Origin of the sequence: Nonomuraea sp. NPDC049646 (assembly GCF_044465525.1) — a bacterium.
In the GTDB taxonomy this organism is placed as follows: domain Bacteria; phylum Actinomycetota; class Actinomycetes; order Streptosporangiales; family Streptosporangiaceae; genus Nonomuraea.
In genome coordinates, this window is the sequence record NZ_JBITLU010000008.1 from 180,160 (window position 1) to 194,295 (window position 14,136).

A 14,136-nucleotide genomic window follows, 5' to 3' on the forward strand; every position below is an offset into this window, starting at 1 on the left:
GACCACCAGGAAAGGGGCGGTGTCAGTGGATCGCTGTGCGCTGTTCGTGGACGCCGGCTATCTGCTGGCAGACGGAGCGATGGCCGTGCACGGCACTCGCCATCGAGAGGCCGTCGCCTGGGACTACCCCGGGCTCCTCCAGCTGATGACCAACCTGTCGCGCGAACGCACGGGCCTGCCGCTGCTGCGGTGCTACTGGTACGAGGCGACCGTCGAGGGCCGCCGCACCCCGGAGCACGACGCGCTGGCCGACATCCCGGGCCTCAAGCTCAGGCTCTCGCGCATCAGGCCGGGCCGCCGCGAAGGCGTCGACGCCCAGGTCCATCGCGACCTCATGACCCTCGCCCGCAACAACGCCATCTGCGACGCCGTCGTCGTCAGCGGCGACGAAGACCTCGCCCAGGTGGTGTGCGACGCCCAAGACCTCGGCATCAGGGTCACCGTCATCCACATCGCCGCCGACGGCGGGTGGGCGGTGTCCCGGTCGCTGCGGCAGGAGTGCGACGACCTGGTCGAGCTGGGCAACGCCCACCTGCGGCCCTACGTCACGATGGTGAGCGGCGTCACCGAGTCCTCCAACGGCCACCACCAGCCGCTCAGCAACGGGCACGCCGCCCACTCGCTGCCGCCCGCGCCGCCGGCAGCGCCCCCGGCGCCCCCGGTGACCCCGACGGCCTCGCTGCCGCCGGCGCCGTCCGCGGGCAGCCACGCGGCCGGGCAGCCCTCCGGGAGCCACGCGGCCCCCTCCGCCGGGCAGTCGTCCGCCAACGGGCAGGCGTCCTCGGGCGGGCGGTCGGCCACGCCGCCGGTGCTGCCCTCGTACTCGGGGTACCAGGAGCAGCCGCCGTCGATCCCGCCGTCCGTGCCGCCGTCCGTGCCCCCGTCCGCGCCGGCGACCGGGCCGCTGCAGCAGCCTCAGTCCGCCTCGCCGAGCACCGGGCAGTTCGCCACGCCGTCCTCGGGGGGCACCTACCAGCAGGCGCAGCTCGGGCCGTACACCGGGCCGCAGGCCGCGCCCGTCTCTCCGCCGCCCGCGGCCACCGCCGGGGCCACCACGCTGGCCGACGCCGTGAAGGCCGCCCATCGCGAAGGGCACGACTTCGGCGAGTCCGTCGCCCGCGACGCGCCCGCGCTGTGGCTGGAGGCGGTGCTGGCCCGCAAGCCCCGCATGCCCTCCGACCTGGAGGCCCGCCTGCTGCAGGGCTCCTCGCTGCCGATCGACTTCCTGCTGCACGACGAGGTCCGCCACGCCCTGCGCCGCGGCTTCTGGGACGCCCTCGAACGCGCCCGCCACTGACCCCGGTCCCGCCCGGAAAGCCGGACGCCCGGGCGCCATGAACGGCGGCCCGGGCGTCGGACGGGACGAGGTCAGGAGAGCGCGTCGAACCCGGCGCGCAGGTGGGCGACCCGATCGCCCAGGTCGGCCAGCGGCACGGCGAGCGCCGGGTCCTGCGACTTGCGGGCCAGCTCCCGCACCCGGGTCAGTTCGTCCTCCACCGCCGTCAGCCGCCGGGACAGCTCCGGCAGCACCGAGGCGTGGTCACCCGCTCCGGGCGGCAGCTCGCCGGTCAGCCGCTCGCGCAGCAACGACGCCTGCTCGGCCAGGCGCTTGTTCATGTTGTAGAGCTCGGTGAACACCGACACCTTCGCCCGCAGGACCCAGGGGTCGAACGGCTTGGTGAGATAGTCGACGGCCCCCGCCGCGTATCCGCGGAAGGCGTAGTCGGGGGCGCTGTCGACCACGGTCAGGAAGATGATCGGGATGTTCCTGGTCCGCTCCCGCCGCTTGATGTGGGCGGCCGTCTCGAAGCCGTCCATGCCCGGCATCCGGACGTCGAGCAGGATCAGCGCGAACTCGGTGTTGAGCAGCGCCTTGAGCGCCTCCTCGCCGGACCTGGCGCGTACGGGCACCAGGTCGAGCGAGCTGAGGATCGCCTCCAGGGCGATCAGGTTCTCCTCGCGGTCGTCGACCAGGAGGATCTTCGCACGGTCCGGCATCGATCACGACCCTTCAGCGGTTGAGGACGAGGAGTCGGTCGTGGCTCCTCGTCCACGGCTGAGCCAGCCGCGCAGCCGTTCGAGCAGGCGATCGACGTCGACCGGCTTGGGCACGTAGTCGGACGCGCCCGAGGCGATGCTCTTCTCGCGATCACCACGCATGACCTTAGCGGTCAGCGCGATGATCGGCAGGTCGGCGAACTGGGGCATGCGCCGGATGGCCGAGGTCGTGGCCCAGCCGTCCATCTCCGGCATCATGATGTCCATCAGCACGAGCGCGACGTCCTCGTTCCGTTCGAGCTGCTCGATCCCCTCGCGGCCGTTCTCCGCGTAGACGACCGTCGATCCGTGTCGTTCCAGCACGCTGGTGAGGGCGAACACGTTGCGGATGTCGTCGTCGACGATGAGGATCTTGGCGCCGTTGAGCGGGTCGTCGCCCTGCCACTGGACGGGCGTCTCCACCGGCGCCTCGACCAGCTCGGGCATCGGCATGTCGAGCGGCGGCGGCTCGGGCAGGGCCGCGGCGGCGGCCTGCTCCTCGGCGGGCGAGGTCATGAGCTGCCGGCGCGGGGCCGTGCTGCCGTCGGTGGCGGCCAGCGGGCCGGTGTAGGAGGCCGGCAGGTAGAGGGTGAACGTGCTGCCCCTGCCCAGCTCGCTCTCGACGTGGATCTCGCCGCCGAGCAGCCGGGCGATGTCGCGGCAGATGGCCAGGCCGAGGCCGGTGCCGCCGTACTTGCGGCTGGTGGTGCCGTCGGCCTGCCTGAACGCCTCGAAGATGACCTCGCGCTTGTCGGGCGCGATGCCGATGCCGGTGTCGATCACCTGGAAGGCCAGCAGGTCGGTGGCGTCGTGGAGGGTGTCGTCGTCGAAGTCGACGCCCCGGGGCGCCGCCGCGACCCGCAGCTTGACCTCGCCCTTCGGGGTGAACTTCACCGCGTTTGACAGCAGGTTGCGCAGCACCTGCTGCAGGCGCTGCTCGTCGGCGCGCAGCTCGCTCGGCACGTCGGAGGCCACCTCGACGCCGAACGACAGCCCCTTGTCCTGGGCCAGCGGCGCGAAGGCCGCCTCCAGCAGGTCGACCATCTTGGGCAGCGACACCTGGATCGGATGGATGTCCATCCGGCCCGCCTCGACCTTCGACAGGTCGAGCATGTCGTTGATGAGCTGCAGCAGTGCCGAGCCCGCGCTGTGGATCGTGCGGGCGAACTCGACCTGCTGGGACGTCAGGTTGCCCTCGGCGTTCTCGGTCAGCAGCTTGGCCAGCACCAGCAGGCTGTTGAGCGGCGTGCGCAGCTCGTGGGACATGTTCGCGAGGAACTCGGACTTGTACCGCGAGGAGACCGCGAGCTGCTCGGCGCGCTCCTCCAGGGTGCGGCGGGCCTGCTCGATCTGGAAGTTCTGGATCTCGATCGCGCGGTTCTGCTTGGCCAGCAGCGCCGCCTTGTCCTCCAGCTCGGCGTTGGACCTGCGCAGCTCCTCCTGCTGCCGCTGGAGCTCGTCGGAGCGCTCCTGCAGCTCACGGGTGAGCCGCTGGGACTCGGTCAGCAGGTCTTCGGTGCGGGAGTTGGCGATGATCGTGTTCATCGTGACGCCGATGGTCTCGACGAGCTGCGTCAGGAAGTCGAGGTGCACCTCGCCGAACGGGGTGAAGGAGGCCAGCTCCAGCACGCCGAGCACGCGGTTCTCGAACAGGATCGGCAGCACGACGATCTGCGCGGGCGTGGACTGGCTGAGCCCGCTGTCGATGGTGATGAACTGCGGCGGCACGTCGTCGAGGATGATGTGCCTGCCCTCGGCCGCCGCCTGGCCGACGATGCCCTCGCCGATCGCGAAGCGCCGGCGCGGCCCCCGGTCGGGACGCACGCCGTAGCCGCCGATCAGCGTCAGCTCGTGGTCGCCCTCGGGGTCGATGCCGTAGAAGGCGCCGTAGCGGGCCGAGACCAGCGGCGTGAGCTCGCTCATCGTCAGCTTGGCGACCTCGAACAGGTCGCGGTGGCCCTGCATGAGCCGGGAGATGCGGGCCAGGTTGGACTTGAGCCAGTCCTGTTCCTGGTTGGCCTGGGTGGTCTCGCGGAGGTTGGCCACCATCGAGTTGATGTTGTCCTTCAGCTCCGCCAGCTCGCCCTGCGCCTCGACGGCGATCGACCGGGTCAGGTCGCCCCGGGCCACGGCGCTGGTCACGGTCGCGATGGCGCGCACCTGCGTGGTCAGGTTGCCGGCCAGCTCGTTGACGCTCTCGGTGAGCCGCTTCCAGGTGCCCTCGACGCCCTCGACCCGGGCCTGGCCGCCGAGCTGGCCCTCCGAGCCCACCTCGCGGGCCACGCGGGTGACCTCGGAGGCGAAGGAGGACAGCTGGTCGACCATCCGGTTGATGGTGGTCTTCAGCGCCAGGATCTCGCCCTGGGCGTCGACGTCGATCTTGCGGGTCAGGTCGCCGTTGGCCACGGCCGTGGTGACCTCGGCGATGTTGCGTACCTGATAGGTCAGGTTGTTCGCCATGAAGTTGACGTTGTCGGTGAGGTCCTTCCACACGCCCGACACGCCCTGCACCCGCGCCTGGCCGCCGAGCTGCCCCTGCGTGCCCACCTCGCGGGCGACGCGGGTGACCTCGTCGGCGAAGGACGAGAGCTGGTCGACCATCGTGTTGAGGGTGTCCTTGAGCTGGAGGATCTCGCCCTGCGCGTCAACGGTGATCTTCTTCGACAGGTTGCCCTGCGCCACCGCGGACGAGACGGCCGCGATCTGGCGCACCTGCGAGGTGAGGTTGTTGGCCATCGAGTTGACGTTGTCGGTGAGGTCCTTCCACACCCCGGACACGCCGCGCACCTGCGCCTGGCCGCCGAGCTGGCCCTCGGTGCCCACCTCGCGGGCCACGCGGGTGACCTCGGAGGCGAACGAGGACAGCTGCTCGACCATCGTGTTCATGGTCGACTTGAGTTCGAGGATCTCGCCCTGGGCGTCGACGTCGATCTTGCGGGTCAGGTCGCCGTTGGCCACGGCCGTGGTCACCTGGGCGATGTTGCGCACCTGGTACGTCAGGTTGTTGGCCATCGAGTTGACGTTGTCGGTGAGGTCCTTCCAGACGCCCGAGACGCCCTTCACCTCGGCGCGCCCGCCGAGCTTGCCCTCGGTGCCGACCTCGCGGGCGACGCGGGTGACCTCGTCGGCGAAGGACGAGAGCTGGTCGACCATCGTGTTGAGGGTGTCCTTGAGCTGCAGGATCTCGCCCTCGGCGTCAACAGTGATCTTCTTCGACAGGTTGCCCTGGGCGACCGCCGTCGCGACGGTCGCGATCGAGCGCACCTGCGAGGTCAGGTTGTTGGCCATGAAGTTGACGTTGTCGGTGAGGTCCTTCCAGACGCCCGACACGCCGGTGACCTGGGCCTGGCCGCCGAGCTGGCCCTCGGTGCCCACCTCGCGGGCCACGCGGGTGACCTCCTCGGCGAAGCCCGAGAGCTGGTCGACCATCGTGTTGACGGTGTTCTTCAGCTCGAACATCTCGCCCACGGCGTCGACCGTGACCTTGCGGCTCAGGTCGCCCTTGGCGACCGCCGTGGTGACCACGGCGATGTCGCGGACCTGGGCGGCCACGCGCGAGGACATCGTGTTGACGGCCTCGGTGAGGTCGCGCCAGCTTCCCGACATGCCCCGCAGGTTGGCGCTGCCGCCCAGCCTGCCCTCGGTGCCCGCCTCGCGGGCGACCCTGGTGACCTCGGAGTTGAACAGGGCGAGCTGGTCGACCATGCCGTTGATGGCCTTGCCCAGGCGGCGCACCTCGCCGCGGGCCGACCGGTCGAGGTCGATGCGCCGCGACAGGTCGCCCTTGGCCACCGCGTCGATCACGTCGGCCGCGCCGCTGACCGGGCTCACCAGGGCGTCGATCAGCATGTTGACCGACTCGACGCTCTCGGACCACGCCCCGACGCCCGGGCCGGGCGTCAGCCGCTCGCCGAAGCGCCCTTCCTTGACGACTTCTTTGCGCACCCTCGCCAGCTCGTTCGCGAGATGCTCGCGGCGGTCGGCCACTTCGTTCAGCAGCAGGCGCACTTCGCTGAGGATGCCGGGAGGCGCGTGCGGGACCCGACGCCGGAAATCGCCGTCACGCCAGGAGAAGAGCGTCTCCAGTACGGGAACGAGATCCGATTCTGTATAGGTCCGCTCCTCCGGGCTTGATGCGGCCTTGGCCGTGGTCATGGGGCCTCCTTCACTCGCGACGGGTCCCGGCGAGTGATTCAAGTCTGTCACGATGAGTAGCTCGTAGTCCTGCCCTTGGATTTACCCCAAGTCAGTGAGAAGTGTGGTAGGCACGATGGGATGACTGCTTCTCCCCACGCGGTCCTGGCCGCGACCTTCGCGCCTGGCGATACCGCTGTGACGGCTGCGATGAGGTTCACGCGCGAGGTGATGACCGCGTGGGCCACCGTCAGCGTGCTCCACACCGCCGAGCAGGTGGCCGGCGATCTGGCGGAGCAGGTCTCTGACGAGCCGTTTGAGGTGATTTGGAAGCATTACGGGGACGCCGTACAGGTCGAACTGCGGCAGCGGATCACCGCGCACGGTGACCCGAAAGCTCCTTCCGTGAACGTCGAAGAGTGGGGAGTCACCTTCGCGGGCGATTCCCGTGTCCATTGGGCAAGGCTCACGCTACCCGGCTCCGTGGACCAGGTGGCCGCCGAATGGGTGGAGGAGAGCGCGCGGGGCCCCCACTGGCTCGGCTTCCTGGCCGACGCCAGCGACCTGCTGGCCGGCACCCTCGACCCCGACATGGTCCCGGCGATCATCGCCCAGATCGTCGTGCCCCGCCTGTCGAGCTGGTGCGCCGTCTACACCGCCGGCACCTCGGGCGGCCCGCTGCGGCTGGTCTACCTCTGGCACGCCGACGAGGCCCGCATCGACGGCCTGCGCGAGCAGCTCACGGACATGGACGTCGGCGCGGCCGACACCAGGGCCACGTCCGTCATCCACCTGAACGACTCCCAGGTGCTGGCCGTGCCGCTCACCGCGCGCGGCCGCGGGCTCGGCATGATGTGCCTGGGCCGCTCCGACCGCTTCCCCGACGAGGTCATCCAGTTCGCCGACGACATCGGCAGGCGCGCCGCGCTGGCCATGGACAACGCCCGGCTCTACGCCCAGCAGGCCGCGGCCAACCGGGCGCTGCAGCGCAGCCTCCTGCCGCCCAACGAGCCCGAGGTGCCCGGGCTCGACTACGGCGTCATCTACGAGCCCGCCGGCGAGGCCAACGAGGTCGGCGGCGACTTCTACGACCTGTTCAAGGCGGGCGACGACTCCTGGCGCTTCGCGATCGGCGACGTCTGCGGCACCGGTCCGGAGGCCGCCGCGGTGACCGGCCTGGCCCGTCACACGCTGCGCCTGCTGGCCCGCGAGGGCTACGGCGTCGCCGCGGTGCTCGGCCGGCTCAACCAGGCGATCCTGGAGGAGGGCGAGCGGGCCAGGTTCCTCACGCTGCTCCACGGCGACATCACGCCCGTGGAGTCCGGCCTGGAGGTGCGGCTGGTGTCCGCCGGCCATCCCGAGGCGCTGCGGCTCAGGCCGAGCGGCAAGGTGGAGGCGGTGACCACGCCGCAGTCGCTGCTCGGCGTCTTCCACGAGGTCGTCTTCGAGGCCGACACCATCCATCTCGACCACGGCGACGTGCTGCTGGCGGTGACCGACGGCGTGACCGAGCGGCGCTCGGGCGGCCGGCTGCTCGACGACGACGGCGGCCTGGCCAAGCTGCTGGCCGAGTGCGCCGGGCTGTCGGCCAGGGCGGTGGCCGAGCGCATCCGCAGGGGCGCGGCGGAGTTCGCCGCCGAGCCGAGCGCCGACGACCTCGCCATCGTGGTCCTGCGCGCGCGCTGACCCGCGCGGGAGCGCCCCCGCAGGAGCGCTCCCACGACGTGCGCGTGAGGTCAGCCGGCGTGCACGTGCTTGCGGGCGAACTCCAGTTGCAGGGCCGTCTGCGCGATGCGTTCGGCGACCACGAGCGAGCCGCGGATGGCGCCGTAGGTGTAGAGCTCGTGCTCGCGGCCGTGCTCGGCGAGCTTGGCCACGTACTTCTCGATCTGGCGCAGCGGGCAGCGGGTGTCGTTCTCGCCGGCGAGGATCAGCAGGGGGCTCTTGATCTGGTCCACGTACGTGATCGGCGAGCAGAACGCGTACCGCTCGGGCTGCTCGTCGGGGGAGCCGCCGAGCAGGGCGCGCTGGTAGGCGCGCAGGCTCTCGGCCTCGTCCTCGTAGCAGGTCTGGTGGCAGGCGATGGGCACCGCGGCGATGCCCGCGGCCCACAGGCCGGGCTGGACGCCGAGGCCGAGCAGCGAGAGGTAACCGCCCCAGGCGGTGCCGGCCAGGATCAGCCGGGCCGGGTCGATCGTGCCCCGGTCCACCAGCGTCCGGCGGACGGCGGCGATGTCGGCCAGCTCGATGTGCCCGACGTCGCCGTGCAGGGCGTCCCGCCAGGCCGAGCCGTAGCCGGTCGAGCCGCGGTAGTTGACGCGGACGACGGCGAAGCCCGCGTCGACCCAGGCCGCGACCTCGGGGGAGAAGGTGTCGCGGTCGTGGTCGGTCGGGCCGCCGTGCATGAGGAAGACCGCCGGATGGGGCGCCGCGCCGGTCTCGGGCTTGGACACCAGCGCGTGGATGCGCCCGCCGGGCCCCTCGACGTCGAGGTCCTCGACGGGGACGCTCGGCGGCGCCGGCGGGCCGCCCGCGTTGAGCACGACCTGGCCGTTGCTCGACCGGATGACCGGCGGGCGGGAGCCGCTGGACCAGGAGTACTCGATGTGGCCGCCGGGCCGGGGCGCGGCCTCGTCGATCACGCCGTGCGGGGTGTCGATGAGCGTCAGGACGCCGCCCGCCAGGTCGTAGCGGTGCAGGTAGCTGCGGGCGCGGTGGTCGCGCACGATCAGCAGGCCGCGGCCGTCGTCGAACCACTCGGCGGCCAGGTCGCCGGGGTCCTTCAGCCAGATCTCGCGCTGCTCGTCGGTGACCGGGTCCCAGACCAGGGGCTCGTGGCGCTGGCGGCGCTCGTGCAGGGTCAGCAGGCGGCGGTCGCCGAGCACCGGGGCGAAGCGGAGGCCGTGCACGCCCTTGTCGGGGCCGTCGTAGAGCTCGCCGACGGTCTCGCCGTGCTGGTCGACGACGCGCAGCGCCGGACGCCGGAAGTCGCCGTACTCGCCGTGGTTGATGGCGATGAGGGAGCCGTCGAGGGACATGTCGGTCACCCAGGCGGCCTCGGCGTGCTCGTACAGCAGCTCGGCCGGGGCGCCGGGGCGTACCAGGTGGATCCGGAACGTGCCCTCGCTGGCCAGGCTGATGGCGGCCAGGCCGGTCGCCGACAGCGCGATGCCGCCCGGCTGGCCCGGTGGCAGGCCGGGCGCGGCCGGCTCGCTCGGGCCGCCGGTGAACGGCTGGCGCCACCAGGTGCCGAACTCGTCGCCGTCGGTGTCGGCGAACCAGTAGATCCACTGCCCCGCCGGGTCGATCGCCGCGTGCGCGGTGCCCTTGGGCCGGTCGGTGACCTGGCGCACGGCGCCCGTCGCCCGGTCCCAGGCGTAGACCTCCCACGTCCCTGTGGCGTTGGAGCGGTAGATGGAGCGGTTCGGGGCCTGGCGGGCCCAGGCCGGCAACGTCATGCGCGACGCGCGGAACCTGGCCTGCCAGCGTTCCTCCGCCTTCATCCGGCGCGCCCCCTCCCATCGATGGCCCACGCCCTCTGGGTGCGGGATGCCGTCCAGTATTGCGCCTGAGTCGGGGAAATACTCGGGGAATGTGGGGGAATTTCGGACTAAATACCCCATCAGTAACACCAGTCGCAGATGCCCGTCAAGGAACAGGTCTTGAACGGGGCTCAGGCTCGAAGATAGACAGGTGAAACGCGGCTCTGACCGTAACTTTATTCTGGCCATTCTTGGCATGCCGCCGGAAATAACTGGATATGCGACCGGCCAGCTCGGCGGAATCAGTGTGCCACGCGCTCGGGCCCATTCCGACGACCTGAACCAGCTCGTCCGGCCCGAGCTCCATGTCGAACTCGATCGTGCGCCGCCCGGCCTGGGCGAACCCCTGCATGCTGCGGGCGACCCGGCGATCCTTCTCCTCGTCCACCGAGAGCAGCCCCAGCTCCTCGACCAGCGGGCTCAGGTGCGCCGCCGCGGGGGTCGCGACGACCGCGGCCCCTCCAGGGCGCAGGATCCGCCGGAACTCGGGCCCGTTCCTGGGCGCGAACACATCGATCACCACATCGGCCACCCCATGCCGGATCGGGAGCGGCCGCCACACGTCCGCCACGAACGCCCCCAGCCTCGGATGCGCCCGCGCCGCCCGCCGTACGGCGTGCTTGGACACGTCGAACGCCATCCCGATGCCATCGTCCACCGCATTGAGCACGGCCGCCAGGTAGTGCCCGGTGCCCGTGCCGGCGTCGACGATCAGCGGTGCGACCCTGCCCGCCGCGCCGAGACCCTCGACGGTCACCGGCCCATCTTGCGGACCGGCCTCCACTCCCGCCCCACCGTACGCTCTCGGCCCGGTTTCGTCATTCGATTCAGTAGAAGATTCACGTTTTTCTCCGGCCGCCACCCGTACGCGTACGGTTTCCGCCAGCGCCTGCGCCAGCGGGGCATAGTGACCGGCCGCCAGGAACTCGGCCCGCGCGGCCACCATCGCGGGGCTGTCGGCGGTGCCGGGCGGGCGTGACCCGGTGAGCAGGCTGACGTACCCCTGCTTGGCCACGTCGAAGGAGTGCCCCCGCGCGCACCGCAGGGCGCCGTCGGCGAGCTCCACGTCCGCGTGGCAGACGGGGCAGATCAGGTGTTCGACGATGTCGGCCAGCATGCGCCCATTCTCCAGCGGCCTCACGCCGCCGCGCGCAGCGCCTCCAGCAGGAACGCGGCGTTGGACGGCGTCGTGCGCAGCTTGCCGACGAGCGTCTCCAGGGCCTGCTGCCGGTCCAGCCCGGCCAGCGTGCGGCGCAGCCGCCAGATCACCTGAAGCTCCTGCGGGTGCAGCAGCATCTCCTCGCGCCTGGTGCCGGAGGCCTCCAGGTCGACCGCCGGGAACAGGCGGCGCTCGGCCAGGTCGCGGGCGAGGTGGAGCTCCATGTTGCCGGTGCCCTTGAACTCCTCGTACAGGCTGTTGTCCATGCGGGAGCCGGTGTCCACCAGGGCGCTGGCGAGGATGGTCAGCGAGCCGCCGCCCTCGACGTTGCGCGCCGCGCCGAAGAAGCGCTTGGGCGGGTAGAGGGCGCGGGCGTCGATGCCGCCGGTGAGCACCCGGCCGCCGCCGGGCGCGAGGTTGTTGTAGGCCCGGCCGAGCCGGGTCAGCGAGTCGAGCAGCAGCACGACGTCGCGGCCGCCCTCCACCAGGCGCTTGGCGCGTTCGAGGGCCAGCTCGGCGACGGCGGCGTGGTCGCGGTCGGGGTGGTCGAAGGTGGAGGCGAAGATCTCGCCCTGGACGGAGGCCCGCATCTCGGTCACCTCCTCGGGCCGCTCGCCCACGAGCACGACCATGAGGTGGACCTCGGGATGGTTGCGGGTGACCGCGGCGGCCAGCGCCTGCAGCACCATCGTCTTGCCGGCCTTGGGCGGCGCCACGATGAGACCGCGCTGCCCCTTGCCGATGGGCGCGACCAGGTCGATGACCCGGGTGCTGAGCGACCCGGCCTCGATGACCAGCCGCTCGTCCGGGTGGACGGGCGTCAGCTCCTCGAACCGCGGCCGCTCCCGCCACTCGGTCAGGCCGTTGACGGACTGGACGCCGGCCAGCCTGCTCCCGGCCACGGTGGCCACGACGTGGTCGCCGCGCCGCAGCCCGAGCTGCCTGACCCGCTCGGCGGGCATGCGTACGTCGCCCGGCCCTGGAAGGTGTGCCGCGCGGATGAAGGCGGACTTCTCCTGCACGTCGAGGAGGCCGCTCACCTGCCCCGCGGGCGTTTCCGCACGCTGTTGCGGAATGGTGTGAACAGACATGATGAGCCCCTTTGGGGGAGATGCGCCGACCAGAGATCGGCGAGTTCGATGAAGAAGCCGGGCCCGGCGAACCTGGGCGGGGCTTACGAGGAAAACGAGCGGAGCGGAAGCTCAACGCTTGTGGGGAAGATACCACACGTTCCGCCCCATCAAACGCCTAGCCCTCTTGGACTATTCCCGGACGGTTCTGGTGTGTTCTGCCGCGTGTCCCGGCCCGTACGCGTGACAATGTTCTTCATCGCACCACGCCGTGAGGAAGACGCCCGGCCGGCGGTGCGACGAAGGCACACAAACCCCCATCAGCGCAGCGGCACCGTGTCAAGTGACATGCAGGACCCCTGCAACTCGGCGGGGGTTCCATGGACACATCCGAGCTCCTTGGGGGAACACCATGAACACCGTCCACTGCCCGCAGTGCCAGCACACGCTCGACGAGGGCCCGATCATGTACCGGTGCGCCCACTGCTGCCGCGCCGTCTACGCCGCCGACCTGGAGAACGAGTACGTTCCGCGGCAGCCCGTCGCCGCCTAACCTAGGCGGGATGAAGCACAGCCCCATCACCGTCTCCGGCGTCGAGGTGACGCCGCTCTGCGACGCGGTGGGCCCGATGGGCCCCGCGATCCGCCTCCCGCTCGCCGAGATGTTCCCCGGATCCGGCCCGGCGGACGATCCGTGGGTCCTGCACTTCCACTGCTACCTGCTGCGTGACGGCGCAGGCCGCCTCACCCTCGTCGACACCGGCATCGGCGGGGAGGACTCCCCGGCGGCCGGCTGGGCGCCCGTGCCCGGCGTCCTGACGGACGAGCTGGCTGCGGTGGGCGTCACGCCCGCCGACATCGGCACCGTCGTCCTCACCCACCTGCACAGCGACCACGCGAGCGGCGCGGTCGCCGGCGGCCGGCCGGTGTTCGAGAACGCGCGCCACGTGCTCCAGCGGGCCGAGGTGGACGCGGCCTCCGGAGCCATGTCCGACCTGCTGACCTCGCTCAAGGACCAGCTCCACGTCGTCGAGGGGCAGGCCGAGATCGCGCCGGGCGTCCACGTCCAGCACACGCCCGGCCACACCCCCGGCCACCAGATCGTCAGGGTCGGCGACCTGGCCGTCACGGGCGACCTCGTGCTCCACCCGGTGCAACTGGCCGACCCGGGCATCCACTACGCCTACGACGACGACCAGGAGACGGCCGCGCGCACGCGGATCGAGGTCCTGGCGGCGCTGCGGGCCGAGCGGGCGACGATCGCCACCGCCCACTTCAGCGAGCCGTTCATGCGTCTTTGATCCGTTACGGCACCATTGGCTGTCATGAAGATTCGTGTTGTGGCCGGGGTCGCCCTCGGAGCCGCACTGCTGGCCCCCGCCCCGGCGACGGCGGCCACCGCGCCCGAGCTCTCGGGCGCCGCCGTCTACGCCGACGGCCACCGGCTCGCCCGCTACGAAGGCGGGAAGTGGAGCACCCTCGCCGAGATCGGCGCGCTGCCGCAGTTCGCCGTCTCGCCGGACGGCAGGAAGGCCGCCTGGGTGACCGACGGCGGCAACCTCCAGGTCAAGGACGGCGCCAAGACCGTCACCGCGGCCACGAAGCTCCAGGGCGGCACGCCGTGCCTGACGCCCGTCTGGTCGCCCGACTCGACGCAGATCGCCTACGTCGGCAAGGGCGAGACCGTCATGGCGGTCAAGGCCGACGGCACCGGCAGGCGCAGGCTGGGCACGTCCAAGGGCGTGTGCCATCTGGCGTGGGCGGCGGGCGGCCGCTACCTCGCGGGCTACACCGGCGAGGCCGACGCCGTCTACCGGCTCGACGTCAGGACCGGGAAGGCCGCCAGGGCCAAGGGCGTCAAGCTGGTCACCCACGTGCAGAGCCTGTCGCCGAACGGCCGCAACGCGGTCGTCGCGGTCCCCGCCGACCCCGCCGCGCTCGGCGACGGGAGCTGGCCGTCGGCCTTCAAACCGGCCGTGGTCGATCTGGTGTCGGGCCGCACCCTCACCCCGGCCGTCAAGGGCCGCCTGATCGGCGCGTTCTACCTGGCCGACGGGCGGCTGGTGGTCCGCGTGGCGGGCGCCGCGCACAACACGCTGGTCGTGCTGGACGCGGCGGCCAAGGAGAGCCGGCGGATCGAGGAACCGGCCAGGGCCAGGACCCAGGCGCTGCTCCAGGTGCTGCCGTAACGTTG

The 14,136-nt window shown here is 71.5% G+C and carries 10 protein-coding genes; 5 read left to right on the forward strand and 5 right to left on the reverse strand.

What is annotated here, in order from left to right:
* Positions 1-25: 25 nt before the first annotated feature.
* Positions 26-1,297, forward strand: a complete 1,272-nt coding sequence (locus ACIBQ8_RS24835) for an NYN domain-containing protein (protein ID WP_397172706.1) — start codon at positions 26-28, stop codon at positions 1,295-1,297.
* A 71-nt stretch (positions 1,298-1,368) separates the two neighbouring features.
* On the opposite strand, the gene ACIBQ8_RS24840 is transcribed toward ACIBQ8_RS24835, so the two are convergent.
* Positions 1,369-1,998, reverse strand: coding sequence for a two-component system response regulator (locus ACIBQ8_RS24840; protein ID WP_397172708.1), 630 nt, complete (start codon positions 1,996-1,998; stop codon positions 1,369-1,371).
* Positions 1,999-2,001: 3 nt separating this feature from the next.
* Positions 2,002-6,192 carry a HAMP domain-containing protein gene (locus ACIBQ8_RS24845; RefSeq protein ID WP_397172710.1) on the reverse strand — a complete coding sequence of 1,397 codons (4,191 nt, stop codon included), beginning with the start codon at positions 6,190-6,192 and terminating at the stop codon, positions 2,002-2,004.
* A gap of 462 nt (positions 6,193-6,654) precedes the next feature.
* Between ACIBQ8_RS24845 and ACIBQ8_RS24850 the strand changes: the two genes are divergently transcribed.
* Positions 6,655-7,857 (forward strand): PP2C family protein-serine/threonine phosphatase, encoded by a 1,203-nt coding sequence (locus tag ACIBQ8_RS24850; protein WP_397193072.1) that lies wholly within the window; start codon positions 6,655-6,657, stop codon positions 7,855-7,857.
* A 50-nt stretch (positions 7,858-7,907) separates the two neighbouring features.
* Here ACIBQ8_RS24850 and ACIBQ8_RS24855 read toward each other — a convergent pair whose 3' ends face one another.
* The 3 genes from ACIBQ8_RS24855 to rho form a co-directional block, all read right to left on the reverse strand.
* Positions 7,908-9,674, reverse strand: coding sequence for a S9 family peptidase (locus tag ACIBQ8_RS24855; protein ID WP_397172713.1), 1,767 nt, complete (start codon positions 9,672-9,674; stop codon positions 7,908-7,910).
* Positions 9,675-9,819: 145 nt separating this feature from the next.
* A complete protein-coding gene (locus ACIBQ8_RS24860; protein ID WP_397193073.1) occupies positions 9,820-10,830 on the reverse strand; it encodes a putative RNA methyltransferase in 1,011 nt (336 codons plus the stop codon).
* A 20-nt stretch (positions 10,831-10,850) separates the two neighbouring features.
* Complete coding sequence (gene rho / locus ACIBQ8_RS24865; protein ID WP_397193074.1) at positions 10,851-11,963, reverse strand: transcription termination factor Rho; 1,113 nt, start codon at positions 11,961-11,963, stop codon at positions 10,851-10,853.
* 391 nt (positions 11,964-12,354) lie between these two features.
* On the opposite strand from rho, the gene ACIBQ8_RS24870 reads away from it, so the two are divergent.
* From ACIBQ8_RS24870 to ACIBQ8_RS24880, 3 genes are read left to right on the forward strand one after another with little or no spacing between them, the layout of a single operon-like run.
* The gene (locus ACIBQ8_RS24870; RefSeq protein WP_352321299.1) at positions 12,355-12,495 is read left to right on the forward strand and encodes a hypothetical protein; all 141 of its coding nucleotides are present in this window, start codon (positions 12,355-12,357) and stop codon (positions 12,493-12,495) included.
* A 10-nt stretch (positions 12,496-12,505) separates the two neighbouring features.
* Positions 12,506-13,243 (forward strand): MBL fold metallo-hydrolase, encoded by a 738-nt coding sequence (locus ACIBQ8_RS24875; protein WP_397193075.1) that lies wholly within the window; start codon positions 12,506-12,508, stop codon positions 13,241-13,243.
* Positions 13,244-13,267: 24 nt separating this feature from the next.
* Entirely contained in the window at positions 13,268-14,131 is an 864-nt protein-coding gene (locus ACIBQ8_RS24880; protein WP_397193076.1) for a TolB family protein, read from the forward strand.
* Positions 14,132-14,136 lie beyond the last annotated feature (5 nt).